Here is a 19,563-nt window from a genome sequence, read left to right as displayed (position 1 = left end):
GGTCCTTATCCGGGATTTGGCGCCCCGCCCCACCCCTTGTTGAAAACCGGACGCCGCCGCCCTCAAAGGGCGCTTGGCAGCGTCGATGAAATCGCGGCCCGAAAGTCAGGGCGCGCTCCAAAATTGGCGCAAAGAGAAACCGGCCTCGCACGTTCGGTACAAAGCCGGTTCCTCTCCGATTCAATTCCGGAGCTTACAGCAAAATGCCTTCATGCGCGTTTTTTGTGACACTATTATTGACGCTGACGATCACCCCACCGGTTTTTTTGTCGCGGCTGACGGAAATCCGGTGCGTGGCGCCGTTCAGCCGGACGTCGGCGGAATAGCCGTCCCACTGTTCGGGCAGGACCGGCTGGATCGCCAGCCTGTCGCCTCGCTGGCGAATGCCGAGGATGCCCTCGAGGCCGGCGCGGTAGAGCCAGCCCGCCGAACCCGTATACCAGGTCCAGCCGCCGCGGCCGGCAATCGGGCCCTCGCCATAGATATCGGCGGCGACCACATAGGGTTCGACGCGGTAATGCTCGGCGTCTTCGCGACTGCGCGCATGCGATATCGGGTTCAGCATCTGGAAGGCCCGCCAGGCTTCCTCCGGCCGCCCCTGGGTGGCGAAGGCCAGCACGACCCAGGTGGCCGCATGGGTATACTGGCCGCCATTCTCGCGCACGCCCGGCGGATAGGATTTGATGTAGCCCGGATCCTGCTTGGTCTTTTCGAGCGGCGGCGTGAACAGCCGGACGATGCGCTTTTCCGGATCGACGAGTTCCGCCAACACAGCGTCCATGGCGCGCCTGGAACGCTCCGCGTCACCCTCGCCCGAGAGCGTGCTCCACGATTGCGCGATCGAATCGATCCTGCATTCGTTGTTTTCCGCCGAGCCGAGCGGCGTGCCGTCGTCATAATAGCCGCGGCGATAGTAGTCGCCGTCCCAGCCGGCCTCGTCGAGCGCCCGCTTGACGATATCGAGATGCGTCTCCCAGCGCGCGATGCGGGCTTCGTCCTTGCGTTCGCGCGCATGAGGCAGGAAGGCCCGCAAGGCGCCCGCCAGGAACCAGCCGAGCCAGACGCTCGTGCCCTCGCCGGCCTCGCCGACGCGGTTCATGCCGTCGTTCCAGTCGCCGCCGAGGATCAGCGGCAGGCCGTTGGCCCCGGTCCGCTTGATGGCGAGATCGAGAGCGCGGGCGCAATGCTCGTAAATGTCGGCGACCTCATCGGCGATTTCCGGCGTGTAGAAGCTGTCGTGCTGTCCCTCCTCGAGCGCCGGCCCGACAATGAAGGGCAGCTTCTCGTCGAGAATGTCCTTCGTGCCGGTGACCGTGCAATAGTGCGCCACCGCATAGGCGAGCCAGACGACGTCGTCGGAAATCATCGTGCGGACGCCGGCGCCGGAGCCCGGCAGCCACCAATGCTGCACGTCGCCTTCGACAAACTGCCGGGAAGCGGCGTTCAGCACTTGCGCCCGTGCCAGTTCGGGCCGGTGCGTGAGGAAGGCGAGCGTATCCTGCAATTGATCGCGGAAGCCGAAGGCGCCGCTCGCCTGGTAAAAGGCCGAGCGTGCCATGATCCGGCAGCCGAGGCTCTGGTAGGGGAGCCAATGATTGACCATGTGGTTGAAGGCCCGGTCGGGTGTCTTCACCTTCACGACGCCGGTGAACTCGCTCCAGAAGGCCTTCGACGCCTCCAGCGTTCCGTCGAAGGAACCGACACGCAATTCTTGGAGAATTCCGTCCACCTGGTCTTTGCTGTCGGCGTCGCCGAGGAAGAAGGTGATCTGCCGCTCGGCGCCCGGCTCGATGGTGAGATCCGTCGCAAGCGCGGCGCAGGGATCGCCGTCCACTTCCATCGCCCCGGAAAGCTCGGCCCCCGACAGCACGGCCTGCGCGGCAAGGATTGCGCCGCTCCGGCCGAGGAACTCGCGGCGGCTCGCCGTGTAGCTCGCCGGCGCGCCGTCGATGGCGAAGAAGGCCGTCCGTCCGGCATAATCGATGCTATAGGGATTAGTCGCGAGAAGCGCCTTCGAAGCAGCCTGCCATTCGCTGAGCACGAAAGGCGCGGTGCGGCTGCGATTGTTGCCGAGCACCCACTCGGCATAGCCGTAGATGCGCAGCTTGCGGGTCGCCGAACCGCGGTTCACGATCGACAGCCGGACCAGCTTGGCCGGCAGCGACCGGTGCACGGTATGGGCCGCTTCGATCTCGAGTTCGTCCTGCTTGCTCCTGAAGAGCGAATAGCCAAGGCCATGGCGCGCCTCGAAGATCGCCGACTTGCGCCGCGAGAGCGAAGCATAGGGCGTCAGCACCGAACCGCTGGACATATCGCGGATGAAGATCGCCTCGCCCGGACGGTTGACGACGGCGTCGTTGGTCCAGGGGGTCAGCTGGTAGTCGCGCGAGTTGCGGCTCCAGGAGAAGCTTGCCCCCTCGGCCGAGACGTGGAAGCCGAAGCCCTCGTTGGACATGACGTTGATCCACGGGTGAGGCGTCGCTTCGCCGCCGCGCAGCCGCACGACATATTCGCGGCCGTCGTCGGCAAAGCCGCCGAAGCCGTTCCAGAACTCGAGATCCTCGCCGGAGACGGTCGCCTCCCGTCCGCCGGCTCCATCCTGGTTCACCGGCAGCAGCATCTGCGGCCGCTCCTTCGCCTCTTCCGCAGGCTTTGCGTAGAGGGCGGCGGCCCGGGCGATCTGGTCGGTGATCGTGCCGTTTCGGGCGTGGAAGACGGCACGCGAAGCCGAGATCAGCGTCGACCAGGTCTCCGGCTCCATCAGGTCGCGGCGCACCGCGAAGATGTGCTGGCGCGGGCCGTCCGACAGGCCGCGCAGCCTCAGGTTCTCGCACATCGAATCGAGCGTGTGCTGCAGGTCCTGCGCATAGGACGAGGCGCGCTCGTTGATCACCACCAGATCGGCGGTAATGCCGCGGGCCCGCAAATATTCCTGCGCGCGGAGCGCCTCGCGGGCGATGTTGAGATCGCCGTCGTCGTTGATCCTCAGGCAGAAGATCGGGAAGTCGCCGGAGATCGCCAGCGGCCATAGCGCCGCCTGGGAGGCGAGGCCGCTCTTGACGCTCGCCGAGTCGGCGCGAAGATGCATGTCCGGATAGACGAGATAGCGGCCGAGCATCTGGAAGCTCGCCGCCTCCTTCGAGCTGATCCCGACATGGCGCATCTGCACCTGGCTGCGGGTCCAGGCATGGATGAGTTCGTGATTGAAGGTTTCCGGGTGGCGATAGCGGTCTATTGCCCGGTCGACCGCCTCGCGGTCCGGGGCGGCGATCGTCCAGAAGATGACGCTGACCTTCTTGCCGGCCGGAACCCTGACGACGCGCCGGAGCGCCATGATCGGATCGAGCGTATAGCCGTCCGTGCCCGACAGGCTCACGCCCGGGTCGAAGGCAGCGGCCTCCGACAAAGTGCGGCCCTGGCCGAGGAAGCGGCGACGGTCGGTTTCCGCCTGGGTGTGGCGCTCGCTCCCGGCATTGTCGGTGATGAGATGCGCGACCTCGATATCGGGATCGCCGGGGCCGCGCTTGTTGCGCGACACCCGGATGACGTCGCCCTGCCGGCTGATCTCGGTGCGGATGAACATTTTCGAGAAGGCCGGATGCGCGCTGTCGGCGTCTTCATAGGCAAGCACCGGCTCGGCATAGGAGGTGACCTCGATGAAGCGGTCTTCCGTGCCCGTATTGAGCAGAATCACCCGGCGGCCTTCGGCATCGTGTTCGGTGGCGACGATGCATTCGACTTCGCTCGTCAGATCGCCGACTGTCTTTACGAATTCGGCCTTGTCGTCGCCGAAGCGGGTCAGCGTCTTCTCGCCCTCGATGCGGCGCGGCTCGGCGGTCGCCGACCACCACTCGCTGGACACGGTGTCCCGCAGGAAGATGAACGTTCCCGTCCTGTCTTCTACCGGATCCGGTTTCCAGCGGGTGACCGCCTGGCCGTTCCAGCGCGCATAGCCGGCGCCATTCGCCGTCAGCATGATCGAATAGTGGCCGTTCGACAGGAAAACCGTCTCCCGATCCTGCGACAGCGGGTCTTCGATGACCCGGACCTCCGGGCGAAGCAGGTCGGCTTGGCCCTTGCCGAGCGATTCGGGCTCGCGCTTGGCCGCCATCACCGGAATGTCGCGCGGCGCCTTCTCCTGCAGCAGCAGTTCCGCCGCCTCGATGACCGGGTCGGCGTGGAACCATTCGCGCAACTGTCCATTGAAGACGACGTTCGCGACCGCGGCGATCGACATGCCGTGGTGGTGGGCATAGTAGTTGCGCACGACGGCGCATTTCTGCCCTTCGGGCACCCGCGTTGGCGTGAAATCCACCGCATCATGGTAGCCATAGGCACCCAGCGCCCCGACCTCGCGCAGGCGCGCGAGATTGGCGAGCGCCGACTTCGGATCGTACATGCAGGCCAGAATCGACGCATAGGGCGCGATCACCGCGTTCTGGCCGAGACCGCGCTTGAGGCCAAGCGTCGGCACGCCGAAATTGGTGTACTGGTAGGTCAGTTCGTGGTCGCGCGCGTTGAACGCAGCCTCGGAGATTCCCCACGGGGTGCCGAGACGCCGGCCATGGTTGATCTGCTCCTGCACCACCAGATTGTTCGTCTGGTTCAGGATGCCGCCCTGGCGCTCCTGCATGACGAGCGGCGGCATCAGATATTCGAACATCGAGCCGGACCAGGAGACGAGCGCGCCGCGCGCACCGATCGGCACGATCGGCCGTCCGAGCTTGTACCAATGCTCGGTCGGCAGATCCCCCTTGGCGATCGCAAACAGGCTGGTCAGCCGCGCTTCCGAAGCCAGGAGGTCGTAGCAGGCCTCGTCGAGCTCGTTGGCGTTCACCCGGTAGCCGATCGACAGCAGCCGCCGCTCCGGCCGGAACAGGAAGCTGAAATCCATCGAGAAGGAGATGTCGCGGGCCCGGTCCTTCAGCACCAGCAGGCGCTGGCGCAGCGAATCGATCGCACCCAGATCGAAGACGCCGTCGGCGATGTGCGCCTCGCAGGTCGCCACCAGCGAGCCCGCCCACTTCGCCACTTCGCCGCTCTGGGCGCTGCGGACCTCGTGGTCGAGATTGAGGGTCAGCTTGTGCATGTCGCGGGCAAGCACCGCCAGGTTGATGACCCGGATCGACGCGAATTCGTGCTCCCGCTTGACCGCGGCGAGCGCGTTCTGAAAGCCGGCGATACGCTCTTCGATCAGCTTCCTGAGGGGCCGGACAGTCTTGCGGTCGTCCGGCAATTCGGCCAGAACCTCGGCAAGGATCGCCGCTACGTCGCCGATGCCGTCGAGATTGCCCTGGACATGGGCGGAGGGCGCCTCGGCCCATTCCCGGCACATGGACGAGACCGAGATCAGGTGACCGGCGAGATTGCCGCTGTCGACCGACGAGATATAGCGCGGCTCCATCGTTTCGAGGCCCCGCGTGCGGTACCAGTTGAACAGATGGCCGCGGTATTTGGGCATGCGATCGATCGTCGCAATGGTCTGCTCGAGCCGGGTGATCGTCTCCTCGAAGCCGATCCAGCCGAAGGAGCGCGCCGACATCACCGAGAGAAGATAGACGCCGATATTCGTGGGCGAGGTGCGTTCCGCCAGCACCGGTTGCGGCGTTTCCTGGAAATTGTCCGGCGGCAGGAAGTTCTGCTCGGCGGTTACGAAGGTCTCGAAATAGCGCCAGGTGCGCCTGGCGATCTTGCGCATCTCGTCGATCGCCTCGTCGGAGACGACGAGCTGGTCTTCGGTTTCCGCCGACTGGCTGACGAACCATGCGACCGCCGGCGACGCCGCCCAGACCAGGGCAAAGGGAATGCCGATGAAGGGCAGCCCGGTGTCGGAGATGGCGGCGAGCGCTAGCGAGACGAGGGAGAGAGCCGGCGCCGTCCACATGGCGCGGAAATAGTCGCCGATCGAGCCATGGCCGGCGCTCTGGACCTGCGCGGCCGTGCGCCACTCGAGCATCAGCTTGCGACTGACGAAGGTGCGGTAGAGCGAGCGGACGATCGCGTCCGCCATCATCGCCGCATTGTGGGCGATGAAGACGATGCGCAGCGCGACCTGGGCATTGGCGGCACGGATGTCGGAAAGCACCGTGTGGATATGCGCGCGGGCGACGATATCGTTGCGGCGCGGCATGATGCCGTTGATGAGCGACAACGTCGGGGCGACGAACAGGCTGAAGATCAGCACGATCTGCCAGATCAGCGCATCCGCCGGCTCCATGTAGTACCAACCCATGACGGAGGCCGCGAGCCAGGCGACGGGGATCAGCGAACGGCGCAGGTTGTCGTACATCTTCCAGCGGCCGAGCATGGAGAGGCCGTTCGCCAGGCTGAAGATGTAAGGCAGGAGCTGCCAGTCGCCGCGCGCCCAGCGGTGCTGGCGCGACATTTCCACCTCGTAGCGGGTCGGAAAGTCCTCCACGAGCTCGATGTCGGTGACCAGCGCGCAGCGCGCATAGGAGCCCTCGAGCAGGTCGTGGCTGAGCACCGCATTCTCTTCGATGCGCCCCTTGAGCGCAGCTTCGAAGGCATCAACGTGGTAGAGGCCCTTGCCGGTGAAGCTGCCTTCATCGGTGATGTCCTGGTAGACGTCGGAGACGGTGAAGATATAGGGATCGATGCCGCGGTTGATCGAGTAGATGCGCTGGAAGGCCGAGGCCTCGCTGCCCGTCGTCAGCGACGGCGTCACGCGCGGCTGCAGCAGGCTGTAGCCGGCGACGACCTTCTGGCCATGGGGATCCACGACCGGCCGGTTGATCGGGTGGTAAAGCTTGCCGACCAGCTTCGTCACCGCGTCGCGCATCAGGCGCGTGTCGGAATCAAGCGTCATGACATATTGCACGCCCTCCGGCACGGTGTTGGCGCCCTGGAGGAACGAGGTGTCGCGATCGCCGCGCAGCAGCAGGTTGAGCTCGTGCAGCTTGCCGCGCTTGCGCTCCCAGCCCATCCAGGCGCCTTCGGCCTCGTTGTAGAGCCGGCGGCGGTGCAGCAGGAAGAAGCGGGTCCTGCCGTCATAGGCGTAGCGGGCCGAGAGCGCCGCCACCTCGCGCTTCGCGTATTCGAGCACATCCGAATCGGCGGGCGTCTCCTCGAATTTGCTGTCTGCCCAGTCGCTCAAGAGGGCGAAATAGATCTCGCCGCGCGGGTTGGCGAGATAGTGGACCTCGAGATTGCGCACCAGTTCGTCGACGTGGTCGCGCTTGGCGATCAGGCACGGCACCACGACCAGCGTGCGGGCATCCTCGGGTATGCCGTCGAGAAATTCGTAGCCGACGAGCCGCGACGGCCTGACAAAGAGCGTGACGAGCGTGTTGAACAGGCCCATCGCGCCCTCGGAGGCCGGGAGCGCGAAAAGCAGCAGCATGATCAGCTTGGCGCCGCTCGGAATGTCCATCGGGCTGGCGAAGGCATAGACGGCGATCATCGCCAGGATGGTCAGGAGGATGTTCGGCCCGGCGATCGCAAACCAGTCCAGCTTGCGCACCAGGCGGATCATCCGCTGCAGCACCGACGGTGAATAGCCGATCCGCCTCTCCAGATCCTTGCGGCGTTTGCCGACTAGGAAAGCGCCGACATTAGGCTCATGCAGCGGAGCCTCGACGGCGGCGGCGGCCTTCGCCTCCTCGACCATCTCGATCGCGGTTTCGGTGACCTCGTGCTCGCTGTAGCCGGACCGGCGGGCGAGCTTTTCGATCGTGTCGCGATACTTGTTGCGCGAGCCGAAATCGAGCGCCGAATAGTCGGAGCCTTCGCGCAGCGTCGCGTCGATCTTGCTGACGCTCTCGAACCAGACGGCCCAGTCGGTGTCGTCGATTTCGCGCAGGCCGCGAATGATGTTGCTCATCGTCGCATTCCCGGACGACAGGCGGTTCTGCTCGGCAACCAGCGCCTCCTCGACGTCGGTGCCGCGGCGCTCCAGCCGCTCCTCGATCCAGGCGATGACCGCGCCGGAGGTCTGCGACCCGTCGCGCATGCGGTAGAGAAGCTGGGCGATGAAGGTATTGTCGGCGGCGAGCGCTTCCGAGTCCGCCAGCAGCGCCCGGCATCGATCCGGATCGCCGAGGCGGATGATCTGGTCGGCCACCTCGTTCGCCTTCCGCCGCATGCCGCGTGAGCGTTCGACGCGGATCGCGATGCGTCTGAGGTTTTCGATGAGCACGAAGCGAAGGATCGACGGCAGTGCCCACAACTCGCCGATCTTTAAGGTCTCATGCTCCTGGAAGCCTTCCACCATCGCGGTGACGGTCTCCCGCGAAACTGTGCTGTGCGTGTGGGCCACAAAGAGCCAGGCAAGCGCCATGGTGCGCGGTATGGTCGTTCCGGAGACCGACAGCGTCGGCAATTGGCGGTAGAATTTTCGCGGAAAGTCGCGCCGGACCTCCTGGATCGCTTCCTCGACGACGTGGTGGTTGTCGAGCAGCCACTCGGCCGCCGGAGTGATCGAGGCCCCGGCTTCGACATCGGCCGCCGTCGCCCGGTAGACGCGGAAGATTTCCTTTTCGTTCTCCCGATGCCTGGTGCGGAACTCGAAGGGAAAGAACCCCGGCAGGGAGGAAACGCCGTTCAACGCAAGCTCGGCCCCGCATGCCCTGAGGTCGTCGATCGAGAAATAGGTCGAACGGATCGAATCGTTGTAATCGATTTGCTTCGCTTCCGGTTCGCGCGGTGTGTTGGACGACGTCGTTTGTTGCAGCATGGGTATGGATTCTTGTTCCAACCGGGGTTGATGGGCCCGGTTCTCGTTGATCTGCCGAAGTGGCTGCGGCCCGGAAGATCCAGGCGGCGCCGGCGCGTTTCTAGACACAGTCATGTGTCCCCCATCCGCCCTCATCATCCCGGGGCCGGGTACCCGCGGAAGCAGGCGCCGGCCGGGACCTGGGGCTTAGATATCGCAAAGCCGACGGCGCGCTGGATGTCACGGCCGCGTGATGCATGAAAGTGGCATTTTTTAGCCGCAGTGCCTTCGGCTTGCAAGGATTGCGAGCACCGTCTTGGACGATTTGCGCGGGACGGCCGCGGCAACGATGCGGCGCGGCGGCGCGCTCCCGCTGGCTCGATGAATGCTTCCCTCAAGTCCGGCCCCTTCCTGGTATATGGCAGCGTCGCAATCCCAAGGGGGACCCACGGAAAGGCTGCTTTCCACCCTCCCCGGCTGCGTCAGCCGACCTGCTCGCTGATCCATTCCCGGAAGGCGCGGCTGATCGGGTTTTCCAGTTTGCCTTCCGGCACGACGAGATAATAGCTGTTTTCCGTCTGCATCGGTCGATCGAGTACAATCCGCAGCGTGCCTGCGGCGAGTTCCTGCTCGATCAGATAACGGGGCAAAAGGGCAAAACCGAGACCTGCGGTAGCCGCTTCGATGACCATCGCGAATTGGTCGAAGCGGTTGCCCCGATAGGCACCGTGACTGTCGATGCCGTTCGCATCGAACCATTGCGCCCAGAGCTTCGGCCGTGTCGCGAGATGAAGCAGCGGGCCGCCGCCGATGTCTTCCAGCGCCTCGACCGAATTCGCGGCGAGAAGCGTCGGACTTGCCACCGGCACGATGACCTCGCTGCAGAGATAGCTGCAGGTGGCTCGCGCCCAGACCGGCTGGCCGTAGTGAATCGCCAGATCGAAATTCTGCTCGTCGAAATCGAACGGTGCGGAGCGCGAGGCGATGTTCAACACCGTACCGGGATAGCGCCTCAGGAAATCGGGCAGGCGCGGCACCAGCCAGCGGCTGCCGAAGGTCGGCAACGAGGCGACCGAAAGGCTCGAATCGGCCCGCGCCGAGGCCATGGCGCGCACCATCAACTCCTCGGTCTGGTGTAACAGGCGGCGAACTTCCGGCAGGAATTTCTGGCCCGCATCCGAGAGGATGACCCGCTGGCGGACCCGCTCGAAGAGCAGCACGCCCAGCTGCGTTTCAAGATCCTTGATCTGCCGGCTGACGGCGCTTTGGGTGAGATTGAGCTCGGCCGCGGCCTGGGTGAAGCTGCCGTGGCGCGCTGCGCATTCGAAGGCCTGCAGCGTCGTCACGTCGGGAACCAGTCGTCGGCTTAACTTCATTCCAGCCTCGCATCAACATAGTCGGAAGCAACGCGATCAAAGCCCGTCACCTTCCGATATGATCAGAATTAAGAATGATCTTGTCGTCACCCTTAGCGCGAGGCGAGCCCCAGTGAAAGAAAATAGTTTCGTATCCGCCGACGATATCCGCTCGGCCTTTTCCGCCGCGATGTCGGCGATGTATCGCAACGAGGTTCCCGCCTACGGGACGCTGATGGAACTGGTGGCGAAGGTCAATGCCGACACGCTTTCGGCGGATGCGGCGCTCAAGGAGCGTCTCGAGGCGACCGATACGCTCGACCGTATCTCCGAGGAGCGGCACGGGGCGATCCGCCTCGGCACACCGGCGGAGCTCTCGATGATGCGCCGGGTCTTCGCCGTGATGGGCATGTATCCGGTCGGTTACTACGACCTTTCCACCGCCGGCGTTCCGGTGCACTCCACCGCCTTCCGCCCGGTCGGCGAGGCGTCGCTGAAGCGCAATCCGTTCCGCGTCTTCACCTCGCTGCTGCGGCTGGATCTGATCGCCGACGAGACGCTGCGCTCCGAGGCCGACGCGATCCTCAAGGAGCGCCGGATCTTCACGCCTGCCGCGGTCGAACTCACCGAAAAGGCCGAGCGCGACGGCGGGCTCGACAAGAAGGATGCCGAGCGCTTCGTCGCCGAGGTACTGGAGACCTTCCGCTGGCACGACAAGGCCAATGTCAGCGCCGACATGTACAAGCGCCTGCATGACGCCCACCGACTGATCGCCGACGTCGTCTCGTTCAAAGGGCCGCATATCAACCACCTGACGCCGCGCACCCTCGACATCGACCGTGTGCAGGCGCTGATGCCGGAATACGGGATCGCGCCGAAGGCCGTCGTCGAAGGGCCGCCGACCCGCCATTGCCCCATCCTGCTCCGCCAGACGTCCTTCAAGGCGCTCGAGGAAGCCGTTTCCTTCCTCGACGCCGGTGGCGGCTGGAAGCCTGGTTCCCACACGGCCCGCTTCGGCGAGATCGAACAGCGCGGCATAGCGCTGACCCCCAAGGGCCGCGGCCTCTACGACCGGCTGCTCGATGAATCGCGCCGCATCGTGCGCCCCGCCGCCGATGGCTCCAATGCCCGGGATTATGAAGCGGCGCTCGCCGACGCATTCAGGGGCTTTCCGGACAGCTGGGCGGAAATCCGTGAAGCGGGTCTCGGCTATTTCAGCTATTCTCTGACCGAAAAAGGCCGGCAGACGAAGCTTCCCGGCCGCCGCGATCTCGACAGGCTGATCGCCGAAGGCCTCGTTCAGTTCGATCCGATCGTCTACGAGGACTTCCTTCCGGTCAGCGCCGCCGGTATCTTCCAGTCGAACCTCGGCGACGGCGCGCAGCAGGAATTCGTCGCAAGCCCCAACCAGAAGCGCTTCGAGACGGATCTCGGCGCCGCCGTTCTCGATGAGTTCGCCCACTATGCCGGCATTGAAAAGGCATCGATCGAGGCCTGCCTTAAGGCCTTGACCGCCGCCATGGCCGCCGAATGACGACAGGTCAAGGATGATTGAACCGGACCATATGGACGCGCTCGTGCAGCTCCTTGGCGACAAGGGCGTCGTTGAGCGCCAGCAGGATATGGAAGCTTATGAGGTAGGCGCGCGCTACGACCGCGGTCGCGCCGCCGCCGTCTTGCGTCCAGCGACGACGGCCGAAGCTTCCGCCGCGGTTTCCTATTGCGTGCGCAACGGCATCGCGCTCATCCCCCAAGCCGGCAATACCGGTCTCGTCTCCGGCTCGACGCCCGATGGTTCCGGCACTGAAATGGTGCTCAGCCTCGATCGGCTCACCCGCCGTTTCGAGCTCGACCTCGACAATCGCTCGGTTCGCGTCGATGCCGGCTTCCGTCTTTCCGATCTCAACAGGAAGCTCGAGGAGCACGACCTGTTCTTCCCGATCGACCTCGGCGCCGATCCGCGTCTCGGCGGCATGATTGGCACCAACACCGGCGGCTCGCGTTTCCTGAAATATGGCGACGTCCGCCGCAACACGCTGGGCCTGAAGGTGGTTCTTGCCGACGAGGCAGGCACGGTGCTCGACCTCGACTCGGAGCTGCGCAAGAACAATACCGGCGTCGACTGGAAGCAGCTCTTCATCGGCACCTCCGGCGCCTTCGGCATTGTCACTGAGTGCGTGCTCAACCTCGAGCGACTTCCGAAGCAGGTGGCGACCGCCTTCCTCGTGCCGGCAAGCGGGGCGCAAGTGCTGCCGCTCTTGAAGGCCGTGGAAGAGCGCCTCGGCGCCTATCTTTCCGCCTTCGAGGGCATGTCGAAAAACGCCATCGCCGCCGCTTTCGCCCATGTGCCGTCGCTCAGGAATCCGTTCCAGGGCGGCAATATTCCCGACTACGTCATCCTCGCCGAAATCTTCCGAACATGGGCGCCGCGCGAGGGCGAGCAACCGCTCGATGCGGTTCTCGAATCTGCGCTGGCGGAAATCTGGGAGCTGGAGGAAGCGCCGCTCGCCGACGCCTTCATCGGGCGGCCGCACGAGACCTGGGCACTGCGCCATGCGCTTTCTGAGGGCGTAAAGCACCTCGGCAAGCTGATCGCCTTCGATCTGTCGTTCCGCCGGGGTGACATCATGGCCTTCTGCGACCATATGAAGGCGGAAATGCCGGAGAAATTTCCCGGCGTGACGGTTTGCGATTTCGGCCATATCGGCGACGGCGGCGTTCACTTCAATCTGGTCGCTGCGAAAGATAGCCCGCTATTGACCGATGCGACCTTCGAACAGCGCCTGCGCGAATGGGTCTTCACGGTCGCGGTCGAGCAATATCGAGGCAGCTTCAGCGCAGAGCATGCAATCGGTCGCCGCAACCAGGCAGTTTACGATCTCTACACGCCGGAAAAACTGAAAGAGATGGCCGCCGGCCTGAAGACGATCACCTCGCCGGGCAAGCTCGGCAGCGTGCGCTTCGGTTAGGTCGCCGCGCAGCCCGCGCCAACAAGGAAAACACGGGAGTTAGACAGATGAACATTGCAGCGAAGAAGATCGATGTCGCAAAGGAGGCAGCCGCCCTCCTCGACAAGATGGGTGTCGCCAAGGAGCTCTATACGGGCGGTGACATGCCCTCCTACAGCCCCGTCACCGGCGAGCAGATCGCCAGCCTCAGGACCGTTTCGGCCGCCGAAGCCGCCAGGAAGATCGAGAAAGCCGATGAGGCCTTCCGCGCCTGGCGGCTGGTGCCGGCGCCGAAGCGCGGCGAGCTCGTCCGTCTGCTCGGCGAGGAGTTGCGCGCCTTCAAGGCCGACCTCGGCCGCCTCGTCTCGCTCGAAGCCGGCAAGATCCCGTCGGAAGGTCTCGGCGAAGTCCAGGAAATGATCGACATCTGCGATTTCGCCGTCGGCCTTTCCCGTCAGCTTTACGGCCTGACGATCGCCACCGAGCGTCCGGGCCACCGCATGATGGAAACCTGGCACCCGCTCGGCGTCGTCGGCATCATCTCGGCCTTCAACTTCCCGGTCGCCGTCTGGTCGTGGAATGCGGCACTGGCGCTCGTCTGCGGCAATGCCGTCGTCTGGAAGCCGTCTGAAAAGACGCCGCTGACCGCCCTTGCATCGCAGGCTATCCTCGAACGCGCCCTCGCCCGCTTCGGCGATGCGCCTGACGGCCTCTCCGAGGTGCTGATCGGCGACCGCACGATCGGCGAAGTGCTCGTCGACCATCCGAAGGTTCCGCTCGTCTCGGCAACCGGCTCTACCCGCATGGGTCGTGAGGTCGGTCCGCGGCTTGCCAAGCGCTTCGCCCGCTCGATCCTCGAGCTCGGCGGTAACAATGCCGGCATCGTCTGCCCCTCCGCCGATCTCGATATGGCGCTGCGCGCCATCGCCTTCGGCGCCATGGGCACCGCCGGCCAACGCTGCACGACGCTCCGCCGTCTGTTCGTCCATGAAAGCGTCTACGACCAGCTCGTGCCGCGGCTGAAGAAGGCCTATCAGTCGGTCTCCGTCGGCAACCCGCTGGAATCGGCCGCGCTGGTCGGACCGCTCGTCGATAAGGCCGCCTTCGACAACATGCAGAAGGCGATTGCCGCGGCCAAGGCGGAGGGCGGCGCGGTAACCGGCGGCGAACGCGTCGAGCTCGGCTACGACAACGGCTACTACGTCAAACCGGCGCTCGTCGAAATGCCGAAGCAGGCAGGCCCCGTGCTCGAAGAGACGTTCGCGCCGATCCTCTATGTCATGAAGTATAGCGACTTCGACGCGGCGATCGCCGATCACAATGCGGTCGCGGCAGGCCTCTCGTCGTCGATCTTCACCCGCGATATGCAGGAATCCGAACGCTTCCTCTCGGCCGACGGCTCCGACTGCGGCATAGCCAACGTCAATATCGGCACGTCCGGTGCGGAGATCGGCGGCGCCTTTGGCGGAGAGAAGGAGACCGGCGGCGGCCGCGAATCCGGCTCCGACGCTTGGAAGGCCTATATGCGCCGCGCCACCAACACGGTGAACTATTCGAAGGCTCTGCCGCTGGCTCAGGGCGTGTCGTTCGACATCGAATAATCATCGCACAGGATCGGTCATGACCATCAATGCAACGGTCAAGGAGGCGGGTTTTCAGCCCGCCTCACGGATCGCCACGATCGGCGTCTCGGAAATCCTGAAGATCGGCGCGCGCGCCAGCGCCATGAAGCGCGACGGCAAGCCGGTGATCATCCTCGGCGCCGGCGAGCCGGATTTCGACACGCCCGACCACGTCAAGCAGGCCGCCTGGGAAGCGATCCGGCGTGGCGAGACGAAGTACACGGCGCTCGACGGCTCGGCGCAATTGAAGAAGGCGATCAGCGAAAAGCTCCAGCGCGAGAACGGCATCGCCTACGAGTTGGACGAGATCACCGTCGCCACCGGCGCCAAGCAGATCCTCTTCAACGCCATGATGGCGTCGATCAACCCCGGCGACGAGGTGATCATCCCGACGCCCTACTGGACCTCCTATTCGGACATCGTGCAGATCTGCGAGGGTAAGCCGGTATTGATCGCCTGCGATCAATCGTCCGGTTTCCGCCTGACAGCGGAAAAGCTCGAAGCGGCGATCACGCCGAAGACCCGCTGGGTACTGCTCAACTCGCCTTCGAACCCGTCCGGTGCCGCCTACAGCGCAGCCGACTACCGGCCGCTGCTCGACGTTCTGCTGCAGCATCCGCATGTCTGGCTGCTCGTCGACGACATGTACGAGCACATCGTCTATGACGGCTTCCGCTTCGTCACCCCCGCCCAACTCGAACCTCGGCTGAAAGACCGCACCCTGACCGTCAACGGGGTGTCAAAGGCCTATGCCATGACCGGCTGGCGGATCGGCTATGCCGGCGGCCCGCGCGCCCTCATCAAGGCGATGGCCGTCGTCCAGAGCCAGGCGACCTCCTGCCCGTCCTCCGTGAGCCAGGCAGCCTCCGTTGCGGCGCTGACCGGACCACAGGATTTCCTGAAGGAACGCACCGCGAGCTTTCAGCGCCGCCGCGATCTCGTCGTCAGCGGTCTGAACGCCATCGACGGCCTCGATTGCCGCGTGCCGGAAGGCGCCTTCTACACCTTCGCCGGCTGCGCCGGCATGCTCGGCCGGGTGACGCCCTCCGGTAAGCGGATCGAGACCGATGCGGATTTCTGCGCCTATCTGCTCGACGACGCCCACGCCGCCGTGGTCCCCGGCTCGGCCTTCGGCCTCTCGCCCTTCTTCCGCATCTCCTACGCGACCTCGGAAGCGGAGCTGAAGGAGGCGCTCACCCGCATTGCCGCGGCCTGTGCGCGGCTTTCTTAAGTCTGGTGAGTACGGGTCGTAAGACCCCTCCCCGACCCCTCCCCACAGGTGGGAGGGGCTTAACCCGCCGCACTCACTTCGCCTCTCTTGCATCGTTGCAGCAGGGTCGAGCTTGGGAAAATGGCAGCCCGGGCGCCACGCGCACCAAAGCCCCTCCCACCTGTGGGGAGGGGTTGGGGAGGGGCATTCTCGCGCTGTCGTCGCCGCGGCCTCTTTGCCCTCAAAACGTCGGCGGCGTGCAGGCGCTGATCACCTCGCAGGGCACCGGCCCTACGCAGCGGAAGCGGTGCGGGCGCCGGCTTTCGAAATAATAGGCGTCGCCCGGCCCAAGGATGCGGCGCTCATCGTCGACGGTCACCTCAAGGCGGCCGGAAAGCACGATCCCGCCCTCCTCGCCCTCATGCACCAGCGGCACCTTGCCGGTGTCTGCCCCGGGCTGATAGCACTCCTTCAGGATCTGCAGGCTGCGGCCGAAGAGGTTGTCGCCGATCTGGCGATAGGAGATCGGCCCCTTGCCGATCTCCACCAGCTCCTCGGCCGCGTAGAAGGCCTTGCGCGGCTTTTCCGGCTCGAAGGAGAAGAATTCGGCAAGCCCGATCGGAATGCCGTCGAGAATCCGCTTCAGCGCACCGACCGACGGGTTCGAGGCGTTCGCTTCGATCAGCGAAATGGTCGAGTTGGTGACGCCCGCCCGCTTGGCCAGTTCCCGCTGGGAGAGATTGTGCATCAGCCGCACATGCCGCAGGCGGCTGCCGATATCGACGTTCATGGCAGATTTCGGTGTTGACGTTGTTCGGAATATCGAAACTCTATCAAAAGCTACCCATGAAATTCAATAGCTTAGTTGACTGAAGAAAAAGACTTGTTTGGCAATCGAAATCGTGGCGTCAATCCCGCACCTGATAGGAGGATGCCATGGACGCCCACAATAAGCCCAACACACCGGTTCTCGACAGCTACTGGATGCCCTTTACCGCCAATCGCCAGTTCAAGGCGGCGCCGCGCCTGCTCGCCTCGGCCGAGGGCATGCATTACACCAGCGTCGACGGACGCAGGATTCTCGACGGCACCGCCGGCCTCTGGTGCGTCAATGCCGGCCACGGCCGCCGGCAGATCGCCGCCGCCGTCGAGCGGCAGCTTTCGACCATGGACTTCGCCCCGTCCTTCCAGATGGGCCATCCGATCGCCTTCGACTTCGCCCAGCGGCTGGCCGAAATTGCGCCGGGCCCGGCCGGCGCCAAGCTCGACCGGGTGTTCTTCACCGGCTCGGGCTCGGAATCGGTCGACACGGCGCTGAAGATCGCGCTCGCCTATCAGCGCTCGATCGGCCAGGGCACCCGCACGCGTCTGATCGGCCGCGAGCGCGGCTATCACGGCGTCGGCTTCGGCGGCATCTCGGTCGGCGGCATCCTCAACAATCGCCGCGTCTTCCCGCAGCTTCCCGGTTCCGATCATCTCCGCCACACCCATGATCTTGCGAAGAACGCCTTCGTCAAGGGCCAGCCGGAATATGGGGCGGAGCTCGCCGACGATCTCGAAAGGCTGGTGGCCCTGCACGGCGCCGAAACGATCGCCGCCTGCATCGTCGAGCCCGTCGCCGGCTCGACCGGCGTGCTGATCCCGCCGAAGGGCTATCTCGAGCGGCTCCGCGCCATCTGCGACAAGCACGGCATCCTGTTGATCTTTGACGAGGTGATCACGGGCTTCGGCCGCCTCGGCGCCGCCTTCTCGACCGACTATTTCGGCGTCACGCCGGACCTCGTCACCACCGCCAAGGGGCTGACCAACGGCGCAATCCCGATGGGCGCGGTCTTTGCCAGCCGCAAGGTGCACGACGCGCTGATGCAGGGGCCGGAAAGCCAGATCGAGCTCTTCCACGGCTACACCTATTCCGGCCATCCGGCCGCCTGCGCCGCCGGCATCGCCACCCTCGACATCTATCGCGACGAGGGCCTGATGACCCGCGCCGCCGGACTGCAGGAGGACTGGCACGAGGCGATGCATTCGCTGAAGGACCTGCCGCATGTCATCGACATCCGCACCATCGGCCTGATCGCCGGCATCGAACTCAAATCCCGCGACGGCGCGCCCGGCGCCCGCGCCTATGACGTCTTCGTCGATTGCTTCGAAAAGGGTCTGTTGATCCGCGTCACCGGCGACATCATCGCCTTCTCGCCGCCGCTGATTGTCGAGAAGCAGCAATTCGGCGAGATCGTCTCGATCCTCGGCGATGCCTTGAAAAGGGTGAAGTAACGGCCCCGGTGCGCTTGCACACGGCCCCTCCAAGGGAGGGGCCAGCCGACGTCAAGCCGCCTGCTCTACCCCCAGAACCGCCATCAGGCTGCGCATCCGTGCCGCCGCCAGCTCCGGCCTGTCGAGCACATTGGCCCGGTCGGCGAGGCGGAAGATCTCCGCATAGTGCGAGAGCCCGCGGGCCGACTGCAGCCCGGCCGGCAGGGTGAAATGGCGCTGGTGGCCGTTCAGCCAGGCGAGGAAGACGACGCCGGCCTTGTAATATTGGGTGGGCGCCTCGAAGATCTTGCGGGACAGCGGCACTGTCGGCTCGATTACGCCGCGGAAGGTGGCGAGATCGCCGCCCGCAAGCGCCGCCAGCGCCTTCGAGGCCGAGGGCGCGACGGCGTCGAAGATGCCGAGCAGCGCATGGCTGTATTTTTCGCCGTCGCCCTCGATCAGTTCCGCATAGTTGAAGTCGTCGCCGGTGAAGCAGAGCACGCCCTCCGGCAGGCCGTTGCGCAGCGCTACTTCCTTGGCGTTGTCGAGCAGCGAGATCTTGATGCCTTCGACCTTGGCGCTGTTCTCCCTGATGATCGACAGCACCGTTTCGAGCGCCTCCTCGAAATTCTCGGAGCCCCAATAACCTTTGAGTTGCGGGTCGAACATGTCGCCGAGCCAGTGCAGCACGACCTTGTCCTTCGCCTGGGCGAGGATATGGCCGTAGACGCGCCGGTAGTCGTCCCCGGAGCGGGCCACGCGAGCGAGCGCCCGGCTTGCCATCATGATCGCCCGGCCGCCCTCGCCTTCGACGAAGCCGACCTGCTCCTCATAGGCGGCAATGACATGCTCGATCGACCGTGCGTCCGCGGGAGCGAGATGATCGGTGCCGGCGCCGCAGGCGAGATCGGCGCCGGCAACGCTGCGCGCTTCGGCAAGCGAACGGCGGATCAGTTGCTGCGCGGCCGGCCAGGCAAGCCCCATGCCGCGCTGCGCCGTGTCCATCGCCTCGGCGATCTTGAAGCCAAGCCCCCATAGATGATGGCGGAAGGCCATCGTCGCGTCCCAATCGATCGCCGGCTTGCCCCACGGATCGGCATCGCGCAGCGGATCGGAAACGACATGGGCGGCCGCATAGGCGATGCGGTTGAACGTCGGCACCGCAGTCGGCCGGCCGATCGGGGTTCCCTGGAGCCGGTATTCTTCGAGCGAGCCGTCCTGGCGCGGCAGCAAAAGGCTGGTCATCGGCATTGATCCTCTTCAGATTTGCGGCAACGAGTAATTTAGATCGTTCCAAATTGCAAGGCGGAAATTTTGTCCTCACGCCGTAGCGCCGATGGGGCGGCGCGGCATCTTGTCTGCGCAGTGAACACTCAAAAGCACTGACATGCAACGCGTTTCAAGTCGGTTCCTATAGATGATAGGTGTTCCATGATCTCCACGACGCCGGAAGAAAAGTGAACGGAAGCCTCTTGACGGAATTGGAACGTTCCAATTATTAAGG

9 protein-coding genes are annotated in these 19,563 nt (G+C 64.8%); 5 read left to right on the top strand and 4 right to left on the bottom strand.

What is annotated here, in order from left to right; genetic code table 11:
- Positions 1–193: 193 nt before the first annotated feature.
- Positions 194–8,806 carry a cyclic beta-(1,2)-glucan synthase gene (gene ndvB / locus CO656_RS13030; protein WP_097526075.1) on the bottom strand — a complete coding sequence of 2,871 codons (8,613 nt, stop codon included), beginning with the start codon at positions 8,804–8,806 and terminating at the stop codon, positions 194–196.
- A gap of 347 nt (positions 8,807–9,153) precedes the next feature.
- Positions 9,154–10,047, bottom strand: a complete 894-nt coding sequence (locus tag CO656_RS13025; RefSeq protein ID WP_037418277.1) for a LysR family transcriptional regulator — start codon at positions 10,045–10,047, stop codon at positions 9,154–9,156.
- A gap of 112 nt (positions 10,048–10,159) precedes the next feature.
- On the opposite strand from CO656_RS13025, the gene CO656_RS13020 reads away from it, so the two are divergent.
- The 4 genes from CO656_RS13020 to CO656_RS13005 are packed head-to-tail and all read left to right on the top strand — an operon-like array spanning position 10,160 to position 15,827.
- Positions 10,160–11,560, top strand: coding sequence for a VOC family protein (locus CO656_RS13020; protein WP_097526074.1), 1,401 nt, complete (start codon positions 10,160–10,162; stop codon positions 11,558–11,560).
- Positions 11,561–11,573: 13 nt separating this feature from the next.
- Positions 11,574–12,995: an FAD-binding oxidoreductase gene (locus CO656_RS13015; RefSeq protein WP_097526072.1), complete on the top strand. Its 1,422-nt coding sequence runs from the start codon at positions 11,574–11,576 to the stop codon at positions 12,993–12,995.
- 47 nt (positions 12,996–13,042) lie between these two features.
- Positions 13,043–14,575, top strand: coding sequence for an aldehyde dehydrogenase family protein (locus tag CO656_RS13010; RefSeq protein ID WP_097526069.1), 1,533 nt, complete (start codon positions 13,043–13,045; stop codon positions 14,573–14,575).
- A gap of 19 nt (positions 14,576–14,594) precedes the next feature.
- The gene (locus tag CO656_RS13005) at positions 14,595–15,827 is read left to right on the top strand and encodes a pyridoxal phosphate-dependent aminotransferase (protein WP_097526067.1); all 1,233 of its coding nucleotides are present in this window, start codon (positions 14,595–14,597) and stop codon (positions 15,825–15,827) included.
- Between the two features lie 220 nt (positions 15,828–16,047).
- On the opposite strand, the gene CO656_RS13000 is transcribed toward CO656_RS13005, so the two are convergent.
- Positions 16,048–16,596, bottom strand: a complete 549-nt coding sequence (locus CO656_RS13000; protein ID WP_097526064.1) for a cupin domain-containing protein — start codon at positions 16,594–16,596, stop codon at positions 16,048–16,050.
- Between the two features lie 146 nt (positions 16,597–16,742).
- Between CO656_RS13000 and CO656_RS12995 the strand changes: the two genes are divergently transcribed.
- The gene (locus CO656_RS12995) at positions 16,743–18,080 is read left to right on the top strand and encodes an aspartate aminotransferase family protein (RefSeq protein ID WP_097526062.1); all 1,338 of its coding nucleotides are present in this window, start codon (positions 16,743–16,745) and stop codon (positions 18,078–18,080) included.
- A 51-nt stretch (positions 18,081–18,131) separates the two neighbouring features.
- Here the strand turns inward: CO656_RS12995 and CO656_RS12990 are convergent, their stop codons facing one another.
- Positions 18,132–19,304 (bottom strand): dihydrodipicolinate synthase family protein, encoded by a 1,173-nt coding sequence (locus tag CO656_RS12990; RefSeq protein ID WP_037418337.1) that lies wholly within the window; start codon positions 19,302–19,304, stop codon positions 18,132–18,134.
- Positions 19,305–19,563: the final 259 nt, after the last annotated feature.

The organism is Sinorhizobium sp. FG01 (genome assembly GCF_002531875.1).
In the GTDB taxonomy this organism is placed as follows: Bacteria; Pseudomonadota; Alphaproteobacteria; order Rhizobiales; family Rhizobiaceae; genus Sinorhizobium; species Sinorhizobium fredii_C.
The sequence above is the reverse complement of the archived record's forward strand: the minus strand, read 5'-3'. Positions and strand labels throughout refer to the sequence as shown.

Excerpts from the sequence above, each read along its gene's own strand:
- CO656_RS13000 (WP_097526064.1), bottom strand. The coding sequence starts at position 16,596 with ATGAACGTCGATATCGGCAGCCGCCTGCGGCATGTGCGGCTGATGCAC.
- CO656_RS13005 (WP_097526067.1), top strand. The coding sequence starts at position 14,595 with ATGACCATCAATGCAACGGTCAAGGAGGCGGGTTTTCAGCCCGCCTCA.
- CO656_RS13015 (WP_097526072.1), top strand. The coding sequence starts at position 11,574 with ATGATTGAACCGGACCATATGGACGCGCTCGTGCAGCTCCTTGGCGAC.
- CO656_RS13025 (WP_037418277.1), bottom strand. The coding sequence starts at position 10,047 with ATGAAGTTAAGCCGACGACTGGTTCCCGACGTGACGACGCTGCAGGCC.
- CO656_RS13010 (WP_097526069.1), top strand. The coding sequence starts at position 13,043 with ATGAACATTGCAGCGAAGAAGATCGATGTCGCAAAGGAGGCAGCCGCC.
- CO656_RS12990 (WP_037418337.1), bottom strand. The coding sequence starts at position 19,304 with ATGACCAGCCTTTTGCTGCCGCGCCAGGACGGCTCGCTCGAAGAATAC.
- ndvB (WP_097526075.1), bottom strand. The coding sequence starts at position 8,806 with ATGACTGTGTCTAGAAACGCGCCGGCGCCGCCTGGATCTTCCGGGCCG.
- CO656_RS12995 (WP_097526062.1), top strand. The coding sequence starts at position 16,743 with ATGGACGCCCACAATAAGCCCAACACACCGGTTCTCGACAGCTACTGG.